Annotated in this window: 20 protein-coding genes, 1 tRNA gene and 1 pseudogene; 12 read left to right on the top strand and 10 right to left on the bottom strand. The window is 49.7% G+C overall.

Translation table 11 applies throughout. The features are described 5' to 3' along the window. Positions 1-64: 64 nt before the first annotated feature. Positions 65-991 carry an HD-GYP domain-containing protein gene (locus tag EZJ49_RS11475; protein WP_262552283.1) on the top strand — a complete coding sequence of 309 codons (927 nt, stop codon included), beginning with the start codon at positions 65-67 and terminating at the stop codon, positions 989-991. Between the two features lie 52 nt (positions 992-1,043). After that, a complete protein-coding gene (locus tag EZJ49_RS11480) occupies positions 1,044-2,363 on the top strand; it encodes a chloride channel protein (protein WP_262552284.1) in 1,320 nt (439 codons plus the stop codon). 48 nt (positions 2,364-2,411) lie between these two features. On the opposite strand, the gene EZJ49_RS11485 is transcribed toward EZJ49_RS11480, so the two are convergent. Then, positions 2,412-2,951 carry a hypothetical protein gene (locus EZJ49_RS11485; protein WP_262552285.1) on the bottom strand — a complete coding sequence of 180 codons (540 nt, stop codon included), beginning with the start codon at positions 2,949-2,951 and terminating at the stop codon, positions 2,412-2,414. 19 nt (positions 2,952-2,970) lie between these two features. Further along, complete coding sequence (locus EZJ49_RS11490) at positions 2,971-3,819, bottom strand: hypothetical protein (protein ID WP_262552286.1); 849 nt, start codon at positions 3,817-3,819, stop codon at positions 2,971-2,973. A 166-nt stretch (positions 3,820-3,985) separates the two neighbouring features. Here EZJ49_RS11490 and EZJ49_RS11495 point away from each other — a divergent pair, with 166 nt between their 5' ends. From EZJ49_RS11495 to EZJ49_RS11510, 4 genes are read left to right on the top strand one after another with little or no spacing between them, the layout of a single operon-like run. Then, entirely contained in the window at positions 3,986-4,570 is a 585-nt protein-coding gene (locus tag EZJ49_RS11495) for a hypothetical protein (RefSeq protein ID WP_262552287.1), read from the top strand. Next, the gene (locus EZJ49_RS11500) at positions 4,570-5,529 is read left to right on the top strand and encodes a formimidoylglutamase (RefSeq protein WP_262552288.1); all 960 of its coding nucleotides are present in this window, start codon (positions 4,570-4,572) and stop codon (positions 5,527-5,529) included. The genes EZJ49_RS11495 and EZJ49_RS11500 overlap by 1 nt, the downstream gene beginning before the upstream one ends. Positions 5,530-5,532: 3 nt before the next feature. Next, positions 5,533-6,558: a threonine aldolase family protein gene (locus EZJ49_RS11505; protein WP_262552289.1), complete on the top strand. Its 1,026-nt coding sequence runs from the start codon at positions 5,533-5,535 to the stop codon at positions 6,556-6,558. Further along, complete coding sequence (locus EZJ49_RS11510) at positions 6,555-7,634, top strand: tryptophan 2,3-dioxygenase (RefSeq protein WP_262552291.1); 1,080 nt, start codon at positions 6,555-6,557, stop codon at positions 7,632-7,634. Before EZJ49_RS11505 ends, EZJ49_RS11510 begins: the two co-directional genes overlap by 4 nt. 25 nt (positions 7,635-7,659) lie before the next feature. Here EZJ49_RS11510 and EZJ49_RS11515 read toward each other — a convergent pair whose 3' ends face one another. After that, a complete protein-coding gene (locus tag EZJ49_RS11515; protein ID WP_262552292.1) occupies positions 7,660-8,334 on the bottom strand; it encodes a His/Gly/Thr/Pro-type tRNA ligase C-terminal domain-containing protein in 675 nt (224 codons plus the stop codon). Between the two features lie 135 nt (positions 8,335-8,469). Between EZJ49_RS11515 and EZJ49_RS11520 the strand changes: the two are divergent. Beyond that, positions 8,470-8,805 (top strand): annotated as a pseudogene (locus EZJ49_RS11520) (GNAT family N-acetyltransferase); the annotation flags it as partial. A gap of 136 nt (positions 8,806-8,941) precedes the next feature. Here EZJ49_RS11520 and EZJ49_RS16435 read toward each other — a convergent pair. From EZJ49_RS16435 to EZJ49_RS11535, 4 genes are all read right to left on the bottom strand, one after another. Continuing rightward, on the bottom strand, positions 8,942-9,256 hold the full coding sequence (locus tag EZJ49_RS16435; protein ID WP_410468737.1) for a nucleotidyltransferase family protein: 315 nt from the start codon (positions 9,254-9,256) through the stop codon (positions 8,942-8,944). After that, positions 9,249-9,629 carry a nucleotidyltransferase substrate binding protein gene (locus EZJ49_RS11525; RefSeq protein WP_262552293.1) on the bottom strand — a complete coding sequence of 127 codons (381 nt, stop codon included), beginning with the start codon at positions 9,627-9,629 and terminating at the stop codon, positions 9,249-9,251. The genes EZJ49_RS16435 and EZJ49_RS11525 overlap by 8 nt, the downstream gene beginning before the upstream one ends. A 21-nt stretch (positions 9,630-9,650) precedes the next feature. Then, a tRNA-Leu gene (locus EZJ49_RS11530) sits at positions 9,651-9,742 on the bottom strand. Between the two features lie 101 nt (positions 9,743-9,843). Further along, positions 9,844-10,893, bottom strand: coding sequence for a hypothetical protein (locus tag EZJ49_RS11535; RefSeq protein ID WP_262552295.1), 1,050 nt, complete (start codon positions 10,891-10,893; stop codon positions 9,844-9,846). 143 nt (positions 10,894-11,036) lie between these two features. Here EZJ49_RS11535 and EZJ49_RS11540 point away from each other — a divergent pair, with 143 nt between their 5' ends. Both EZJ49_RS11540 and EZJ49_RS11545 read left to right on the top strand, forming a co-directional pair. Next, the gene (locus EZJ49_RS11540; RefSeq protein WP_262552296.1) at positions 11,037-11,438 is read left to right on the top strand and encodes a hypothetical protein; all 402 of its coding nucleotides are present in this window, start codon (positions 11,037-11,039) and stop codon (positions 11,436-11,438) included. Between the two features lie 175 nt (positions 11,439-11,613). Further along, positions 11,614-16,314 carry a hypothetical protein gene (locus EZJ49_RS11545; RefSeq protein ID WP_262552297.1) on the top strand — a complete coding sequence of 1,567 codons (4,701 nt, stop codon included), beginning with the start codon at positions 11,614-11,616 and terminating at the stop codon, positions 16,312-16,314. A gap of 69 nt (positions 16,315-16,383) precedes the next feature. Here EZJ49_RS11545 and EZJ49_RS11550 read toward each other — a convergent pair whose 3' ends face one another. After that, positions 16,384-17,169 carry a flagellar motor protein MotB gene (locus EZJ49_RS11550; RefSeq protein ID WP_262552298.1) on the bottom strand — a complete coding sequence of 262 codons (786 nt, stop codon included), beginning with the start codon at positions 17,167-17,169 and terminating at the stop codon, positions 16,384-16,386. A 117-nt stretch (positions 17,170-17,286) separates the two neighbouring features. Next, complete coding sequence (locus tag EZJ49_RS11555; protein WP_262552299.1) at positions 17,287-17,727, bottom strand: hypothetical protein; 441 nt, start codon at positions 17,725-17,727, stop codon at positions 17,287-17,289. Between the two features lie 181 nt (positions 17,728-17,908). On the opposite strand from EZJ49_RS11555, the gene EZJ49_RS11560 reads away from it, so the two are divergent. The 3 genes from EZJ49_RS11560 to EZJ49_RS11570 all read left to right on the top strand — a co-directional run bounded on the left by EZJ49_RS11560 (position 17,909) and on the right by EZJ49_RS11570 (position 19,659). After that, positions 17,909-18,871 carry a hypothetical protein gene (locus EZJ49_RS11560; RefSeq protein WP_262552300.1) on the top strand — a complete coding sequence of 321 codons (963 nt, stop codon included), beginning with the start codon at positions 17,909-17,911 and terminating at the stop codon, positions 18,869-18,871. 9 nt (positions 18,872-18,880) lie between these two features. Beyond that, positions 18,881-19,309 carry an SRPBCC family protein gene (locus EZJ49_RS11565; protein ID WP_262552301.1) on the top strand — a complete coding sequence of 143 codons (429 nt, stop codon included), beginning with the start codon at positions 18,881-18,883 and terminating at the stop codon, positions 19,307-19,309. Positions 19,310-19,401: 92 nt separating this feature from the next. After that, positions 19,402-19,659: a hypothetical protein gene (locus tag EZJ49_RS11570; RefSeq protein ID WP_262552302.1), complete on the top strand. Its 258-nt coding sequence runs from the start codon at positions 19,402-19,404 to the stop codon at positions 19,657-19,659. Here the strand turns inward: EZJ49_RS11570 and EZJ49_RS11575 are convergent. Continuing rightward, positions 19,651-20,532, bottom strand: coding sequence for an SDR family oxidoreductase (locus tag EZJ49_RS11575; protein ID WP_262552303.1), 882 nt, complete (start codon positions 20,530-20,532; stop codon positions 19,651-19,653). The genes EZJ49_RS11570 and EZJ49_RS11575 overlap by 9 nt on opposite strands. Between the last annotated feature and the right edge of the window lie 44 nt (positions 20,533-20,576).

A 20,576-nucleotide genomic window follows, 5' to 3' on the forward strand; every position in this document is an offset into this window, starting at 1 on the left:
TCTTCTACAATTTCTTTATCAATCGCCATTCCATTAACGATAACAATCGAAGGATACCCAGGCAATGGATTATGTTTCTATTCGTGTGAGCACCCTGCGCGGTGATCAAAAAATCGACTTCAATGCCTATGTGAAGATCAACGACAAGATGATTCTCTACCTTCGTCGCGGCGACAGCTTCGAAGGTGAGCGACTGCAACGTCTTAAGGACAAAAAGTTACGCAAAATGTACATCCTGACGGATGAAGAAAACAACTATCGCACCTATCTGCAACGGAATATCGAAACCGCCTATGACGGCACCGGCAGCAAAGACATACAAACCCGTGCGGAAATCATTCAGGGGTCACAACAAAGCAACGCCGAAGAGGTCTTTGAAAATCCCGAAAACGTGGCGACCTACAATGACGCCAAAGATGCCGCCGGCAAGTACGTCAACTTCCTACTGACCAACGCACAGGCCATGTCAGCGGTGATGAATATTGAAAACACGGACAAAACCATCTCCCATCACGGTGTGACTGTGGCAACCCTGTCCATTGCGCTGGCACAAAAATTAGGAATCAATGACCCCAAGAAAACCCAGCTTCTGACTTTGGGGGCCTTGCTGCATGACTACGGCCACCACAACTCGCCCTTGAATCTGAATCAGCCTTTGGCGCAAATGTCGGCAGCCGATGTAGCTCTGTGGAAGAAACATCCCGAAGACGGCGCCCAGAAAGTGCAGGATAAAAAGCACTTTGATCAAACCGTGATCAATATCATCGGCCAGCACGAGGAAACCATCAACGGCTCCGGCCCCAAGGGGTTGCGCGAAAAAGACATGGACCCGTTGGCTGTTCTGGTGTCGTCAGCCAATGCGATGGATCGTCTGATCACCTTTGAAGGTGTGCCGAAAAATGAAGCGGCAAAAAAACTGATGATCGATCACGTCGGGAAACATCCTCTGAATCATTTGCAGCTTCTGAATGATATCCTGAAAGGATTGTGATTTTTCCCAGAAAAAGGTTTCCATCATGGCGTAACAGGAGTAAGGGTTAAACATGACTTTTGCATCCGTGCGCCAGAACTGGCAAAATATCATCGACCGCTTTGAATATCAGGACACTTTGCGCCTGATCCCTTTTCTGGTGGCCAGTCTTGTTGCGGCACTCACCTCTTTGCTTTATTCTCAGATTTTTTTCTGGGGCGAGGAAATGGCTCTCAACGTGGTGGAACAACTGCATTGGAGCCTTTCTCTGCTTTCAACCATCACCATGGTGTATCTCAGCTGGTTTTTGCCTTATCGCTTCGCCAAACAGGCTGGCGGCAGCGGCATTCCCCAGATGCTTATTGCCAACGAACTTGATCCCAGCTCGGACAAACCCCTGATTCGCTCTTTGATTGGCATTCGCACGATCACAATGAAAATCCTGGCCTCCATCGCCTGCGTTCTGGGCGGAGGCGCCGTTGGACAGGAAGGACCCACACTGCAAATCGCCTCCGGGTTGTTCTATCGCATCGGGGAAAAATCCACGAAATGGATTCAGCAGATTTCCATGCGTTCCTTCATTCTGGCCGGGGGTGCTTCAGGACTGGCGGCAGCCTTTAACACCCCGCTGGGCGGGATTGCCTATGCATTGGAAGAACTCAGCAAGGACTATTTCAACAACTTCAAAACCTACGTCATCTGGTCAGTCATCACCACAGGTCTTCTGGTTCAGACCTTTCAGGGAAGCTATCTCTATCTGGGCTTTCCCAGCATCGAATCCATCAGCTGGGAAACCTATCTTTGGGTCGTGCTGACCTCGGCGGTGACTGGCATTGCCGGGGCAAGTTTTGGCTCCGTTCTTTTCTCCATCCACCAACGTCGAAAGGAAATAACCTCTTTCACACGCCTAAGCCTGCTAAATGTAGCTTGTGGGGTCTTATTCTGGGCAAGTGTTTACTTTATCAGTCACCACGCCATCGGCGGCGGAAAATCCCTGATTTTAGATCTTCTTTTCAGGGACGGATCTGCTGAATCCCTGGATGTTCTGGTGCGTATTGCGGGGCCGTTGTTAATGGCACTGGCCGGAGCGGCCGGCGGGTTGTTTGCCCCGTCGCTTGCTGTCGGAGCCGTGATGGGATCATTCATGGCCCAAATCCTCTGGCCTCATAACCATCACCTGCTGATTCTGACATGCATGATTTCTTTTCTGTCCGGCTTCATGCAGACGCCCTTTACAGCGTTTATTCTGATCTTTGAAATGACGGATCGTCACTCCGCCCTTTTCCCAATGATGCTAAGTGCGGCGATTGCAGTGAGCGCTTCACGAATGTTCCATAAAAGATCCTTCTATGATCTGGTCAAAGAGGATTTCCTGCATCAGAACAAAAAATAAGGGCCACAAGAGGCCCTTATAAAAATCTTTTTTTTTGCAAAATTCAAACTAGAACACAAAACCGACTGTCAGCATCGGAAACAGTTCGTCCTGCTTTAGCTTTTCCATGGTGGGTGCGGTGTCATTCTTCTTGTATTCAATCGAACGATAAGTCAGCTCCACCCCAACAACCAGAGCACCGGTGATATTGGTCAGATAACCAAAGTCCCCCTGAATGCCAGTGCCTTCTTTGTTGTCACCCAGCTCTGCACTGACCAGATAGTGCCCCTTCACGTAAAAACCGCTGGAACCAACATAACCAATCGATGCTCCCATCGCATTTCCGTCAGAACTGCTATTGCCCGCTTCAGAATTTCTCAGGGTGTAGATGCCCCCCAGATACAAACCGTTACCACTTAGATATCCCAGCTTGATGTCATAGATACTGACTTTGGATTCACTTTTAGTGCCCGGCGTGACCTCCACAGTGGTGTTGTACATAAAGGCATTGGCCGTCAACATCACACCATTGGCGGTTGCCGCCAAAGAAGTCCCTGCATAGAGGCTTGTCATCATAACAGCAACGAGGGCAAAGATTTTCTTACTCATTCAGACTCCTTGTTTGAAATTAAGGAACGTCTTTGAGTATATCGTCTGCCACGAGTGATAAAAACTTTTTTTCCAATTCTTCGGCTGAGGGCGAGGGTGTGGCTTTTAAGCCCAGCGCCGCCATTTCAAGAAGCTGCTTTTTTGAATACTTCCTGTCTTCCTGTAATAAGTCGATGAATAGCGCCTCTGTCAGGTCCAGTGGCCTTTCCCCCACAGTGGCCGTGCGCGAGTTATAGACAAAAGCATACATACCTTTGTCTCGCTTCAGGACGGGGTTTTCCCTGGTCAAAGTCACGATTTGCAGACTGGGGTTCAATGACAGGACATCAGGTTCAGAGGCACTTTCACCATCGAAAGGCTGAATCTCAATCCACGCCTGTACCCATTCCCAGTGCGCTAATTCCAGAATATCCGCCTGTCCCGGAAATTTTTGACGAAGAAAGCCCACGAAGTAACGCCAGTGATCCTGCAAAAGCCAACTGCTCCATTCCATGTTCTGCAGATACTCGTTGCGCAGACGATCGGCTGCGACTCCTAAAGATTCCCGCGTTTTCGGAAACAACAATTCAAAAAGTCGCCACTGTTCCGCCTGAAATTCGATGGCCTGCCCGGCTTCCACTTTGAAAGGACGAAGCCATTCCAGAGTGCGCAACAGTTCAGCGTCGTAGATCGCGCGCACCTGATCGGGAATCTGTGGTTCGTGAGTTTGCACCACCAGCTTTTTGGTCTTTTTCAAAGTCTCCAGTTGATGGCGGCGCAAGGCCCCCACGCCGACAATTTCCACGTCGCGCAGAACGACGACTTCCGCGGACGGCAGGTCCCCGTTCCACGGGAAAAACAAGTGACAGTTTTGGTTCTCATTGGTCATTTATTTCAATCCTAGAAGCACACATGGCCGACGGGCAAGAAATGTCGAGTTTTACTCGGGAGTTTCGCCAGAAATGCTGCATATTTCGGCAGTTGACTCGCTCGGTCAAATAAATGGAGTAGGAATACTATTGACCGGGATTTGCTCCCATGAAAAAAGGTGGGGCATGAGAATTCTGCTTTTCGTCCTCATTCTGATTTCAGGATCTGCTGCCTTATCAGCGCGCCCTCTTTCGGGCACGATTGAACGCGATATTACCGGCACCTACCTGAGAGCCGATTCTGCCTGTGTTCGTTTTTTAATTGAAGCCAAATCTCAAGATGCTGAATTCAACATCCGCCGTCTTTCCACGGGTGATTCTGTGACTGCTGCGGGAGTTTTGGATACAGACAGCTGTGTCGCTTACATTGAAAGCGTGGACTATGTTGGTCTGAAGAAAATGCTGGGTTACTGGCACAGCTCCGACGGTCTGCTGACTGTTCGTGACTTCAACTCGTTGAGCTTCTATCCGATCAGTATCAAGGATTTCCAAAAAGGTCAGGATTACACTATTGTTGATCCGATCACTTATCGTTACAGCGTGACACCTTCCACCGGTAAAGACTGGGTGGTCTTCCTGTCTGACGCGACGTCCACGACCTTTGCCACTATCCGCTTCAATAAATCCCGTGCTACAATGAAAATCTATGATTCCGAAACGGGTAACGTGACTCGGACTCTTCACCTAAATAAGTGGGGCGACCTGAAATAATGAGCTGGCTACATTCCATCGACAAACATCTTCTTTTCACCAAAAACGACAAAGAAGATCCACGTCTTGGAGAATGCGTCCAGCTCCTTGCCAAAGGCGACCTAAGCAAACTTCCTGAATACAATTTCGACTTTGCGATCATCGGTTTTCCCGATGATGAGGGCATCGGCCTGAACGGCGGCCGCGTGGGTGCACAGGTTGCACCTCGTGAAATCCGCACTTACTTGTATAAAATGACCCCGCACCTGCAAAGCACCCGTCTGCCGCAAATTCTGGATTTGGGTGATCTGATCGACAAAGAAAAACCTTTGGCCGAACGACATGAACGTGCGCGTGAAACCACGCGCGCACTGGCACAGTCAGGCAAGCGCTGGATCTCCTTGGGGGGCGGCCATGACTACGGCTACTGCGATGGTGCAGGCTTTCTGGATGTCTTTAAGGACGAGGCCGTTCTGATCAATTTTGATGCTCATATGGACGTGCGCCCGACAGACAAGGGATTTAATTCTGGCACCCCTTTCCATCGTGTGCTTTCTGAATTTCAAGGCCACGTGGATTTTGCGGAAGTCGGCATCCAGAACCAATGCAACAGCAAAGCTCACATTCAATGGGCGAAAAATCACGGCGCGGAAGTTTTCACTCTGGACGATGTGAACGAACGCGGCTTGCAGGATGTCTTGCAGTCTTATCTTAAAGGCAAAGAGAAAAAGAAAATCTTCCTGAGCATCGACATCGATGCCTTCACTTCCAGCGAAGCCCCGGGATGCAGTCAGTCCTGGACCACCGGCCTTTTCACCAAAGAGTTTTTGCAAAGCTATCTGTGGATGATTGAAAATTTCGACGTGCGCGGCATCGGCATTTACGAAGTCTCCCCGCCACTGGATCAGGACAACCGCACCAGCAAGCTGGCGGCGTTGCTGGCTCATAATTTTATTTTTGCAAATCTAAAGAAGAGCTAGCGCATGAAACGCGGTTTTGGCAGTGACAACCACGCAGGCATTCATCCTCGCATTCTGGAGTCATTGCTGACGGCGAATACCGAACACGCCCCAGCCTATGGCACAGACGAATGGACCGAAGCAGCCTTGGGGGAATTTAAAAAACAATTCGGCACTGAGGCACAGGTGTTCTTTGTCTTTAACGGCACCGCTGCCAACGTCACCGCCTTGCGAGCTCTGGCAAAGCCCCATCAATCCGTATTCTGTTCTGATGTGGCCCATATCCATGTGGATGAATGTGGGGCCCCGGAATATATGGCGGGCTGCAAACTGCTTCCACTGCCTTCCGTGAATGGAAAGCTTCAGGTGGAAACTCTGGAAAAAGCCTTCATCCGCCGCGGGGATCAGCATTATTCCCAAACTCAAGTGCTTAGCCTGACACAGCCAACGGAACTGGGCACGACATATTCTGTGCAGGAACTGAAAGATCTGATTCAGTGGGCAAAGGCGCGCAAGTTGTATGTTCACATTGACGGTGCCCGCCTGGCCAACGCCGCTTATTTCCTGAAAAAAAGTTTCAAGGAAATCACCACGGACCTGGGCGTGGACATTGTTTCTTTTGGCGGCACCAAAAACGGTCTGATGATGGGCGAAGCAGTTGTGATTCTGAACAAGGATCTGGCCACGGATTTTAAATACATCCGCAAACAATCAGCACAATTACCTTCAAAAACCCGCTTTATCGCCTGTCAGTTCGAGGCGTATTTTAAGAACAATCTGTGGCAGGACATCGCCGGCCATTCCTACGATATGGCTTTATATCTTTACGAATCCTGCAAGAACATTCCCGGCGTCAGCGTGCGGGAAGTTCCACAGAGCAATGCCGTTTTCGCAACCGTTCCCAGTCACTGGGTGAAAAAGTTGCGTGAACATTATTTTTTCTATGTCTGGGACGAAAACACTTTTGAATGCCGCTGGATGACCTCATGGGACACCCGAAAGCAGGACATCGACGGTTTTGTTCAAATACTTAAGGAGCTTTCACAATGAAATACCCACCGGTGCATTATCATTCCTATCTTGGGCTGGACCCTTTGTTGGATGCCCAACATCCGAAAAGTGTTGAATACGGAAAACCGGCTCATGACGAATTGCTTTTCATTATTGTTCACCAGACTTACGAGTTGTGGTTCAAACAGATCCTCTTTGAATTGAATTCGGTTCTTTCCACCTTCCAAAAACCCGTGGTGGCGGAAGTGGAAATGGGCATGGCCAGTGCGCGCTTAGAGCGTATTGTCAGCATCCTGAAACTGATCATCGGTCAGATTGATGTGCTTGAAACCATGACACCGCTGGATTTCCTGGATTTCCGTGACATGCTTTATCCGGCTTCCGGCTTCCAAAGTTACCAGTGGCGTTTGATCGAAACAAAATTGGGTCTGCGCATGGGGGATCGTCTGGCTTACAACCAGTCCCCGTTCTATAAGTCTTTAAGTGAATCCCAGCAGGCCGAGATGATGGAAATTTTAAAACAGCCCTCTTTGCATGACTGCGTGGAAAAATGGCTGGAAAGAACTCCATTCCTGCAAGGTGAAAACTTCAACTTCTGGGAATCCTACAAAGAAGCCGTGAACAAAATGTTCCAGGACGACATCAACACGGTAAATAGAAACCCGCAGCTAAGCGATGAAATCAAAAAGAAAACCGTCGAGGGTCTGGAACAAACTTTGAAAAGCTTCGATGCTCTGTTTGACGAAAAGGCGTTTGAAAAGCTGCGCGCCGAAGGCCAGTTCCGCCTAAGTCACAAGGCCATGCACGCGGCTTTATTGATTCAACTGCACCGCGATCAGCCGATTCTGCAAACTCCGTTCAGAATCATTCGCGCCCTTTTAGACATCGACGAAACCATGACCACATGGCGCTATCGCCACGCCTTGATGGCGATGCGCATGTTAGGCCAGAAGATCGGCACCGGAGGTTCCAGCGGTCACAAGTACCTGGCTGATGCCACCGGCAAGCATAAGATTTTTGGCGACTTCTTCAACCTGACAACCTTCCTGATCCCAAGATCACAGGTCCCACCTCTGCCAAAATCCATCGCCGACCGCATGAGCTTCCATTATTAGGTAAAAGGTGCCTGCCGGACACCTTTTACTGGCGCTCCGCCACCTCCCTGACTAAGGAATCCCGCAACTCTGCGACGGAAGCTTTTTTGCGTGCGGGTTCTCCCCGCCTTTGCACGCTGACATGGCCTTCCTGCACTTCCCTATCTCCGATGACCACGACGTAACAGGCCTTCCCCTGCCAGGCTTCGGCCAGTTTTCGTTGCAGCGATTCCACGCGTTCATCGACCCGCACCCGCAAGAAAGCATTATGTAACATCTTTCGGGCCTCTTCCGCAGCGGCGACATGGCGATCTGCCAAAGGCACAATCACCACCTGTTCCGGAGCCAGCCACAAAGGAAGCGCGCCCTGATACAGTTCCACCAACAGGGCCACCATGCGTTCGTGCGAACCCAGTGGTGCCCGATGCAAAATCACGGGGCGTTCTTTTTCACCGGCTTCGTTGATGAAAGATAAATCAAAGCGCTCTGCACTGATAAAGTCCAACTGCACAGTGGAAGCACTTTCCTCTTTTCCATTCACCGATTCAATTTGAATATCAATCTTCGGACCATAAAAGGCGGCCTCTCCGGCTTCCTCTTCAAACGGCAGATTATTTTCCACCAGCACTTCGTGCAGAACACTTTCGGCCCAGTCCCACTTTTCAGGCATCGCCACATACTTACCACCCACAGGCAGGGCCCCCTGATGCAGATATCCCATGTGCCCGCCCCGCTTTTCAATATGCAGCTTGAATGACCTCACCACCGCACAAAGCATCCATGAACGACCAATTAGTAATTTTTAGAGATGCCATAAGTTTTTAGGCACCCCGACCTTGCCAAATCCCGCCCGGATGATTTATTCTTTATCGCTTTTGCAAACAACAATGTCGTTGGGGTCTGTCGATTTTGCGTGGAGGAAAACACGCCTCTTTTAAGAAGCATGATTATTCATTCTTCTCTGCGTTCGCAAAAAATCGGGGCTAAAATACTTGAAAGCTTTGCAAAGTATTTGAATGAAAATAATATCGGCCCCACCTACTGCATTCCTTACGATCACCTAGAGTCCTTCTATGGTCTGATTCAATTCAAAGTCATTCGCGAAGAAGACAGTCCCCTTTTCCTGCAAGATAGAATCAAACAATATCGCAGCAACTCTTCAGACCGTTTTATGATTATGAAGCGGGATTAGCTGCCAGATTCCAACACAGAGGGTCGCTCCCGGGCCTGCTTTATAGGTAGAGGCACCAGGATCTAGGGCAATGTATGCACCAATTTCTGCAAAACTTTCGGTGGGCCCACCCAAGACAGAGTAAAAACCTTACTCTCTATTTCAACCAAACTTTTTTTTCCACCGAAATATTCTCCCGATAAGATTCCAGACAACTTTCAGGAGTCACAATATCCACTTTGATAGGCAAGCTGGACTCTTCAAATAAGCTTCTTAAGTCGGCCTCTTCAGAGCGAGTGAGTGCTGGAGTCGCTTCAATCCAGAGATCTAGATCCGAATACTGGCGATATCCGCCTCGAACTCGAGAGCCAAAGACTGAAACTGTGAACTCCACTTTAGACTTAAGAAAGTTTCGGAGGATGATTTCAATGAGTTCGATTTGAGAGTCCGAAAGACCTAAGGGTTTAGTCACGACTTTTCTCGAATAAAACTTTATAAAGACCTTGCGCTAAAGGAAGGAACTTCTTGGCCAACTCATAGCTGTGCAAAGCTAATTTCAAACCATATTCATGGCTGGTTTCATTGCGTGCTTTTTGGAACTCCAACCAATCTTCAACATTCTGGATCCACCCCAAGCGACCCAGTTCCCGAAAGACAACTTTAGGCGTTTCGGCATGAACTTCATTTTCTTTGAGAATTCGCTGTGCTGCTTTCCACATAATTTCATAGCAGTACTCAAAGCGTTGAATAGTCCCATCACGTTCAAGATCCGTAGGCTGACTGATCAGAAGAGCTTGTTCTAAATTTTTTAGTGCATCCTGGGAAGGCTGGAGTGATGTTTTCATAGAACTCCCTTGAACTGAAAGTGGTGCCCCGGGCCGGAATTGAACCGGCACGCCCGTTTAAACGAAGCCCAGGATTTTAAGTCCTGTGCGTCTACCAGTTTCGCCACCGGGGCACGCGAACAGTAACTCAAACATTTTCGCCAACAAACGTCAATATTTGCCTCAACGCTTTTCTTAATGGGCTCAAATTGCTTAAAACTCAAGCAGAATTCCGCTATCTCACCTTGATGAAGAAAATCAAAAGGGTCAAAGTGATCATCACCTGAACCAGCGTGAAGCGCACCAAAACTTGCGTGTTGGACCAGCCCCGATTGTGGCGCATGTGATCATGAAGAGGAAAACGAACACTTTTCAGGAAGGCCACTTTAAAGAAGCGCATGATGGCCACCTTCACAAGCCCCGTCCCGCCATTGACCATCAAAACAGCCGACACAATCAAAATGCAAAATGGATTGCCGGATTTGATCACAAAGACCCCCAGCAGGAAGCCCAAAGCTCGCGAGCCCGCATCCCCCATCAACAGCACCGACGGATTTGCGTTATACCAAAGATACCCCAAAAGACAGCCGACCATTGCAAAGGACATCATTCCCCAGACAGAACCATCCGCGTAATGAGGCAGAAGCAGGTAATGCGCAATGTCCTTATGACCTAACACGAAATACAGCAAGGCCCCTAAACTGGTGAAAGCAAAGGCCACCAGGGTTCCGGAAAGACCATCAACGCCGTCGGTACAATTCGTGGAATTGATGGTGGCCCACAGAAGAATTGTCGCCAAAGGTACAAACAGCCACAAAGGGACCAAAAACATCTGAGAGGTAAATGGCAGCCAAATTTCAACATCCTTTAAGCCACTTAACAGGAAGGCCGTCAGGACCGCCAGAACCATATCAATCAGACCTTTTTTATATTCCCCCCACGAGGTCACCGACTTGTCATCCAGCCAGCCCGACATCATGGCAGCAAAGGTCAAAAGTAAAATACCTAGCACTTCAATGGACCAAGGCAAAAACAAAAGTTCAATCGCCACAAACAGGCAGATAAAGATCACCCCGGCCCCGGTCGGCTTCCCCGCCGCGACCGCCGCCTGAACAGCATGGTTACGACCGCGATCGCGAGGTAATCTGTGCATCAGCTTTGGCAGCAGAAAGAAGCTCAAGACAAAGCAGGAAAGAAAATTAAGTCCGCTTAAAACCAGATGCGACGTCAAAAGACGAAATGGACCGTAATACTGCGAAAGAAATTCCCCTAACCAATAGATCATCGAGCTGACTCCTGCAATGCGTCCATTTCATTATGCAGATATGAAATACTGAACACAAGTGGCAATCATCAGACAAGAAACTCCTTTGCACAGGAAACGACTTCGCATAGCCTTAAGAAATGTTAAAATCCGTCACGCCCCCTATGAAATATCTCAACGGAAAAACTGTGTTCCTTTTTGATGGAGTGGGGGCACTGCTCAGCCTTCTTTTGACTGGCTTCATACTTCCACACTTTTCAGAACTGCTGGGAGTTCCCAGACATATTCTTTATTGTCTGGCTCTCTTCCCGCTTCTTTATTCTATTTTTTCCTTAAGCTGTTTTTTTCTGGCAACACGGACCAAGCTCTGGATGCTGAAAAGTATTATCGCTGCAAACACAGGTTATTGCCTGATCTCGGCCTTGCTGATTTTTACTTATCCTGAACTCACCCTCTGGGGTCGGATCGTGCTGGCGGCCGAAATTTTAGTGGTCCTAGGGGTCATCGCGATCGAAATAAAAATCCTGAGGGACGTTGAACTCACCTTGCAACAAGACCTTCCTTAAGGTCCTTATTCTCATTTTGATTCACCCGCCCCAGGCTGGAGCGGAATCACCTGGAACGTTCCCTTTCTTGCTATAAAGATCACCCCAGCACGCCGATAGATAAAATATGAAAATCTATTATGGAACGTTGCGGCCCAAGGTCATTTTTCATCTATGGATAGAGGCAACTCTTCTGTTGTCTGCGCTCGTCACTGGCGGTTGCAGTATGAATGTTTCTTTGTCATCCAGAAATATTAACGCCCCTTCCATCGTGGGCGACACTCTGATCAACACCACGGTTCCGAACCAATATTCACTTTCCGGCAGTTGTGATGCCGACTACCCGGTAACTATTCAACTTCCTGATGGCAGCCAGCAAACTGAAAAATGTATCAAGGGTCAGTATGCCGTGATTATCGACACTTCCACATGGCCCGATGGAATATTGGAACTGGAGGTTCGACAAGCCGACGGCAACGGAGTCATTCACAAAACCACCCAGACCATCCACAAAGACACCACAGCCCCCTCTGTAACGGTCACCACCAACATTCCCGCGCCATATCTGAATGCCACGGCCGCTCCAACGGTAGCGATTGCCGGGACATGCAGTGAAGAAGACCTTCCTGTCGCTCTTTTCCTCAACGCCACCCCGCTGATGACTTTGACCTGCCAGTCCGGGGCTTACTCTGCGGTTTTGGATCTGACTTCAGCCGCCGAAGGGCCACTGAATCTGACGGCAAAACAAAGCGATGCTGCTCACAATGAAACCATGGTGGCGTTTGCCTCCACAACAAAAGATACCATCGCCCCCTCAGGAAGTATCACTTTCTCTGGCATGACACCCAGTCCTTCCGCTTCCACCAGCGACCGAACCGTCGGCTTTATCCTTCCCGCAGACTCTTCTCACTTTAAAGTTTTCGCGGTAAAAGATGAACTATGCATCACGCGTCTGGCGGATCTTATCGCCTCAACAGAACTCAGCACAGGGGATTCTTATACTTTAAATATCCCTTCGGACGGCGTTTATCAAATCTGTGCCCTTGCCCGGGACCTGGCAGGAAATTATCAAACTGTTCCAACATCCTCCAGCTTGCTGACCATCGACACGGCCTCACACTTAAGCTTAAGCACCCCCACGGTCAGCCGTTACCAAAACGGCTACACACTTCTGGGAAGCTGCGATGCGGGTGACACCCTTGTCATCAGTGGGGACGACAGCGGTCTTCCTTATTCCATGACCTGTCCGCTGGATGGCAACTTCAGTAAAACTGTTGTCTTCAGTGGTGCTGACGGAAACAAAACATTTACAGTGAGCTCAGAAGATGCTCTGGGAAATACAAACTCAGCTTCTCAATCCGTGATTAAGGACACCAGCATTGTCGCCCCAACAATCACAGCCAAACATCTTCTGGACTCTCATCCCGATGCCAGCTTTACACTTTCGGATTGCAACGACGCCACCTACGTCTATATCACTGAAAGCGGAACCATACCAACCTTAGCCACCGCAGGATGGCAAGCCTGCTCTGTCGTCACCGACAACTACATCTGGGATTTGACGGCGGGAGCCGATGGTCTGCGCACGGTGAAGTTCTTCTTCCGCGATGAAGCGGGCAACATCAGCCCATCCACAAGCATTAATCTAAACTATGACTCTCAAGCTCCGGTAATTCAGATCACAAATGTCCCTGACCCACTGCCATCAGGAATAGCCTATGCCTTTTCCTGGAAAATCACCGAAGCCGCGATCAATTCGTCCAACGTCGTCACTGTGAAATGGTACAACGGCAGCACTTGGTCCACCATCGCCACGCCCACTGTCGGTCAAAATGGACCTCTAAGTGAATACCTGATGTCAGTCGGTTATTCCCCAAGCACTGTTGGCGCGGGACAAAAAATTTCCGTCGCCGTAACCGACAACAGCGGCCTGACCACAACCGCTGAATCAAACACTTTCACAATCGTTAATGACGTCGCCCCGCCCACTATCACCTCACCCCTGTTTAAGATCAATGGCAGCACCACGCCTGCAGCAACCATCAAAAGTGTTCTGGATATTTCCTTTGCCACTCAGGATGCCGACACGGCCACAACCCATTTCTGTCTGAAGACAACCAATTCAGCTCCTGTAAATAGCGCAGACTCCTGCTGGATTTCTCTGGAGGATATTGGCGTTGCTCCGTCGAACAATGTTGTCGTGAGCGACTATAAGTACGTCCTTCTGCCACCGGTAAGCGGCACCTATAACATCCATCTGTGGGTGATGGACCGAAAACAAAATATCTCCGTGCAAACCGCTTCGCCCGTGGTCGGGAAAGATTATGTTGCGATCACCTACAGTCCAAATCCCATCCCTGAGGTTTCTTATGTTCTGGCCGCGAATACCAGCGCCCCCTTCTCGCCCCCGCTTAGTTCCCAAACCATCGTCAATCAAGGCAGCGAAGTCTTTATTTATTGGAACGCCACCGATAATAACACCGTGACTTCCATTGACCTGCAAGCCAGCACCGATGGAATCAACTACACAAACATCGCCACAGGACTAAACAATGGCGTGAATGGCAGTTGTGCTTTGTCGGCGGATTTCACCGGATGCGCGCGTTGGACCAACACCTATACTTCAGGCACATCCTTCTTTATTAAAGTCCTTGCCAAAGACAACGACGGTCAGATCGGCGTGGGGCTCAGCACCCCGTTCAATTCCTCTCAGTTCCGCATCATTGCCGGCAATATTAACTCCGGCGACGGCGGCGATGCCCGCGGTGCTTTATTCTCGCCACCTTACTATTCCAATGCCATGAGCTACGGCATGGCCGTCATGTCTGATGGAAAGATACTGGTCAACGACAATCGCGGTCTGGTTCTGGTTGATCCCCAGGCCGGACAGACAGAAGTGCTTTTGACCCTGACTAACTCCGGCACTTATTCAGGTGACGGTGGACCGGTCCGTCTGGCCAAGGCCATTAAAATTTTAAAAGTTGCCGTGGACTTCAACGACAACATCTGGATATACGATCACCAAAAAATCCGTCGGATCAACACCCATGTCACACCATGGATTATTGAATCCATCATCGGAGGCACCAACGACAACGTCCTGGGCACCCTTAATAACGACATCATTTTGGACCCGCGTGATCTGAAAATCGATACAGTCTATAACACCGACTCAGGGCGACCGCTGGTCCCCGCACCGAACGGAGATCTTTATTTTTCCGCTGACGACGAAGGAGCTTCTTTACTTGTTTACCGCGGCAGCCTCAGCAGTCCCCGCCTGGAAAGAATCCAAACCACAGGCACAGGAACCTGGCAAAGCTACAACGGTATCACTGGTGTCTGGTCCGATGTTTCTTTATCGACTGCAAATCGCCCTTTGCTGGGCTATATGCCCCAATGGAACATCAACCGTATTACCACGCACTTGAATCTTAGCTGGGCCGAACACGTGGTGGGAAACACCAACATCCGCTTTTCAAAAATCAATCTGGATGGATCACTTATTTCCCCTTATTATACTCAGCCTTACACGAACACCACCAACACCCCAAGAATCCTGCCCTCTCTGGATGGCGAAACATATATTTACAATAAAACCAGCTACTCAAACTTCACACTTGATGTAAAAAAGCTGAATAAGGCCGACGGCACCTGGACCCGCGTTCTGGGTGGCGACGCCGTGGGCATCAGCCCGGATGGTTCTTCAGCAATCAATTCACCTGTTCGTATGGAGGCCGCCTTTGTCACACGCACAGGTGATATTTACTTTATCGAAGCCGGAAAAATCCGCGTCGTAAAAAATGGCAACGGCAAGATCTACACCTTGTATGGAATCTCCAAAGATCAGGGTGATGGCGGGCCTTCGCTGAAGTCGCGCTTTGGCTCCATTCAGGACATCGCCCATGGCCCGGCCAACAATGTCATCATTCAGGACATTGATGCGATGAAAATACGCGAAGTGTCTGTCGGTGCCAATGCCAACTCCATGGTGCACTTGGGTGGCAATGGCACTGTGACCGAAGCCACTGACGGAGCCTCTGCCCTGACCTCCGGACTCAAGATGGGGATTCAGAACAACAACCAGCAGATGCTGATCACCGACCCCGAAACCGGGGATGTCTTCCGCAACTGCTTTGGCCTGACCATCTGTCGCCTGAATCACAGTTCAAAGACCTGGACTTATCTGATGAGCACAACAGCGGGAACAACGTGGATGACCACCACAACTCCGGCCAACTATTCAACTTTAAGCATTGGTTACAACCCCATGATCATGCAGTTTGCAAAGGACAGCGGCAACAACAAGCTCCTGATGATCGGTGCACAAACCTGGAATGGGGCTCAGTACAGTTCTGCTGCGAAGGTTGTCAATATTGCCACAACTCTGGCCACCAATATTTACGGTGGCGGTCAGCAGTCCCCGAACGCACATCCCAACCTGTGTCCTGAAGGCACGCTTTCTGAAAGCTGTGTGGCGCATCGCTACCCCACGTTCTATATGCAGGCCACATCTCAGTACCTGCCTGCAGAAAACTCCTGGCTGGTGCCAATCTTCGATGTCGGCTATTGGCCCGGAGGCGTGGATGCCCCTGCGGGATCTTACATTCGTAAGATCAAGATCGGTGCAGGAATCGAGGACGTCACCACCCTGCCCGGTGAAATCATGACAAGCTTCCTGAAGCTCAATAACAGAATCTATTTCTGTAACAATCTGGGGCGTTTCAAATACCAGGAACTGACCGGAGCTTATCCCATTTATGAAGTGCAACTGCCACCGGGCATCTTCTGCACCGGTCGCTCGATGCTTTACAAAGCCTCGGATTCCACATTGCCAGAACGAATCGTCTTCCCGATCAGTGGCAACGGCGCCATGGGTGTAATGGAATACGAGCTTTAACATTTACGGATAAAAAAAGCCCACGACCTATTCGGCTGTGGGCTTTCATTTTTCAATTGCTATTTCTGCTTATTGATTTTCTTTCACTTGAGCTGTCGCCTGCTGTGCACCGACTTTGTTCAGCTCTTCATAACCCGGCATAGTGGAAAGATCCGGCACCACCACGATCGCAATGCGACGATTGGCCGCTTTACCTTCCGCAGAGTCATTGCTTTGAACCGGATGAGTGTCCGCGAAGCTTGCCGCACTGACGCGTGTTGCAGGCATCCCCGCATCAATCATCGCACGAGTCACATTCAGGGCGCGCGCCGAAGCCAGTTCCCAATTGGACGGGAATGCCGCTGTTGCGATTGGCAGATTGTCTGTATGACCTTCCACCTGATAAGTCTTACCCGTGATCGCCTGCAGTTGTGTTGTCACTTCCTTCACCGCTTCAAGACCTGCTGCTGACAGCTTGGCAGAACCAGATGGGAACAATACGTCAGAACCCAAGCTCACAACCATTTTGCCATCAACAATTTTTACAGATAAAGCCCCAGCATCAGTCAGCTTTTTAAAGCGGGCTGTCAGGTCTTCAAACTCACGCAGGCGTTTTCTTTGTTCGGCCTGACGCTGGCGCATTTCTTCCATGGCCTGCTTCATTTCATCCAAAGAGCTTTTCAACTGACCACGATCCTTGGTCACAGAGATCAGCTTTTCCTCAAGCTGGGATTTTTCCTTGGAAAGTGCGCTCAACGCCTCTTTTTCCTTTTGAATCTCTTCGTTCTTTTTGTCCACTTCCGCACGGTGTTTGGAAGACGACACACAACCGCTGAACAGAGCCACAACAACCAGCCCCAGAATCACATTTCTCATTCAAAAACCTCCCTTAGGTGTGAGTTAAAGGGATATTCTGAAAGTGAAAAGGGGCAGACTCAAGAAAGTCTGCCCCCAACAAGGATTCCTTGCGTAAAGTCCAGCGCACTTTCTGGACTAACCGGCTTTCCTGTCTGATTCCGGGGACTCTACACCCGCTTTCCCCGGGGGATTCTTTTCCAGATACTTCAGTCCGCGCAGTGCCGAAATAAAAGTGCACGTGAAGATAACCGAAATAAAAAGGCCTCCGACATTGGTGTGCGGTAAAGTCAGCAGGCGATCCACCAAATAAAGACCCAATGCCAGCCACACCGCCGTTTTGGATTTTTCATAGATAAAATATGCCAGTGGTCCATAGGTGAAAACATTGTACCAGGAATCCTTGGCTGCCGGAATTTGCAGGACACCGTACTTATATGCAAGGCTCAGCAAAAAACCCATCACCGCCACAAAAGCACAAATACCCGCAGCTCCTTTGATGGCTTTTTCCGCATCCCCTGGGGATTCAATTTTCGGCCAAAACAGATTCCATGATTTCGTGGGTTTATCTTCAGACACGCGCCCCCCTACATTGGTCTTTTCGGCAGATTGTAAATAATTTTTAGATTACAAATCCGCGACGTCTGCTTTTGACACAGAAAAAACTTCATTTCAGGGGCTTTAATTCTCTCCATTGGACGGATTTTTTGCCTCTCTTTCGCGCCGATGTTAAGACTCTGCAAAGCTAAGGGGAAAATACATGCGGCTTTATCTATCGGCATTTTTGATAATTTGGAGCCTGACCTCCAAAGCCGCAGAAACACTTCCGTGGTGGGCGGCCAGCGCTGAAGAGGTCCTGCAAGCCCCATGCAAAACCCAGCGTCCCCCGACTGCAGAGTTTATGGAACAAGCCCTGACGAAACTTCCGGGCAGCTCTCAATCCAGGGTTCTTCACGGTATTTCCTTTAAAAATGAAAATAGTTCCCTGCTGCAACTTTTTGCAGATCTGCACACCTACGATTTAAGTCTGCGCGGAAAACCCGAGCTGCGCTTTACCACGTCCTGCACCCGGGTTCTTTGCGCCATGAAAGAGCTCTATGGCAACAGCGAAGGTGTGCAGCTTTTGTTTCTGCTAAAGCAGTTTGGCTTTAACGGATCTCATCTGCGCACCACCAAAGCGTCTGCATGGTCTGCCAGCGAACTTAATGAAATCCTGCAAGCCCTGCAGGATTATCCCCTGCATCTGTATCCGGTGGTTTATAACAAACGCCTGATCCATTTCACCCGCGGCCAGCGCTACAGTTTTGGCGAAAATATCATCGCCAATGCCAGCATGGAAATTTTCGATGCCTGGAACGAACTGCCCTTTGGTGAACGTCAACAGACCCTCCTGCACGAACTGGGACACACCCTGGCTTATCGCCAAAGACTGGACACCTCCGCAGAATGGCTGGCCATTGGCGGCTGGAAGGAAGTGCAAAAAAATTTCGAGGGACATAACTACAGGGATTATGTTCTGGAAAAACCTGAAAAAGCGGTTTCCGAATACGGTATGCTCAATCCGTCGGAAGACTTTGCTGAATCCGTGGTCGCCTATCGCTTTAATGGTCGCAGGCTTCTTGCCCAGCAAAAAGAAAAGTATTTCTTCTTAAAAGCCAAGATCTTTGCCAATCAGGAATTTTTGTCAGAAGATCAATGCAAAGCCACCATGCAACTCCCGTAGGAGCCCCCAATGAAAGACAGCATCGAACTATCCGTGAAACTCAGAGCCAGCGCCGGCTGGATCTGGAACGCCCTGACTGACCAAAGCGAACTGGAAAACTGGTGGAGCGAAGATGTCGTGCTGGAACCCAAAGTGGGTGGCTCGTTCAAAGAGCCCTGGGAAGACGACACGGGAAAACGCCAGTTGGCTTCCGGCAAAGTGCTTGCGCTTAAGAAAGAACAATTCATTGTCTTTACCTGGAAAGAAAAGACGTGGCCCAAAGAAGCTGTCACAGAGTGTTCCCTGAAAATTGAAGATACAGGGAAGGAAAGAATCCTCACTTTGACCCACACAGGCTGGGAAACGCTGCCAGAGCCTCTTAAAAAGGCCGCCATGAAGGATTTCAAGCTGGGTTGGAGCTATCACCTGAAAGAGCTGAAATCCTATCTGGACGACTGAGGTCATTGAAAGACTTTCCAAACACAATCTTGACTGGCAAATGCCCGCGCCGATCGGTATATCAGGCGCAGAACCTTAACAAGGATTTTGAAATGAAGACTTTGGTGTTTGCCCTTACAGCCCTTTTGTCCTCCACAAGCTTTGCCGGTCGTTCCTGCACTGGTAAAATCGAAGACCATTTCCGCGCACAAGGATATCAAACCCGTCAGGCAGAGTTCCAAAAGACTTTGGAAAACGGCGACAAAGTTTACTACGTTCGCACCAACTACCATGGTGGCGATGCCGCCCATGAAGTTCTGGTGGATTCCCGCTGCAATATTCTTGAGGTTCGCGAACTTTGGTCAGAGTAAGTTTTCCTGAGCCAGGGGTAACATCCACCCCTGCTTCATATCGGCGCAGAAGGTCTCAAAACTTCGCGGCTCCCGACCTAAAAACTGCGCCAGCCCCGACGTCACAGGGGCCACAGCCCCACTGCGGGTGGCCCGATGCAGACTCATCAACGCCTGCACCATCCATTCATTTTCTTCGTTTTTTTTAAGCAATTTCAATCCGGCTTCGTCTGTCACCGGCACATAGGCCAAACGCCTTTGCGAATAATGTGCAATCAATGAAACAGCCTCGGCATTGGACAGGGCTCTTTCCCCGGTCAGTTCCAAGGTTTTCTTATTATACAGCCATGGATCACCCAGAATTTTAGCCGCCACTTCCGCCACGTCGCGCGCGTCCACAAAGCTGGTACGCCCCTCCCCTTGAGGTAAATATAAAATCCCCTGCATCAGAGCCTCATGATGTATTTTTAAAAAGCATTGCATGTAGATATTGGGGCGCAAAATGCAGTAGCGCAGACCACTCTCCTGCAGCATTTCATCGGCGTCCCCTTGAATGCGCTGGAATAAGTATGGCGACACTGGCGAAGCCCCCAAACCCGACACCTTCAGGACAAACTGCACCCCTGAAGCCCGAGCCGCAGCAATCACGTTTTCGGCCTGCTTTAACATGTCTTCACACAGCGGTTGGATAAAGGCCAAGACATCCACATTGCGCAGGGCCTGCTCTAAAAGATAACGATTCTCAAAGGGCAGCTGCATTCCCCGCACTCCGGCGGGCAATCGTTCCAAAGACCGACTGACCGCCACAGCATCAATGCCCTGACGAGTCAGGATCTTTAGTAATTCGCTTCCCATGGTTCCGGTGGCCCCCGTGACCATTATTCGCAGTTCCATAAGCGCCTCCATCTCTATTATGCCAAGTCCCAGCGCCAAACAGA

The organism is Bdellovibrio bacteriovorus, from assembly GCF_025558485.1.
In the GTDB taxonomy this organism is placed as follows: domain Bacteria; phylum Bdellovibrionota; class Bdellovibrionia; order Bdellovibrionales; family Bdellovibrionaceae; genus Bdellovibrio; species Bdellovibrio bacteriovorus_G.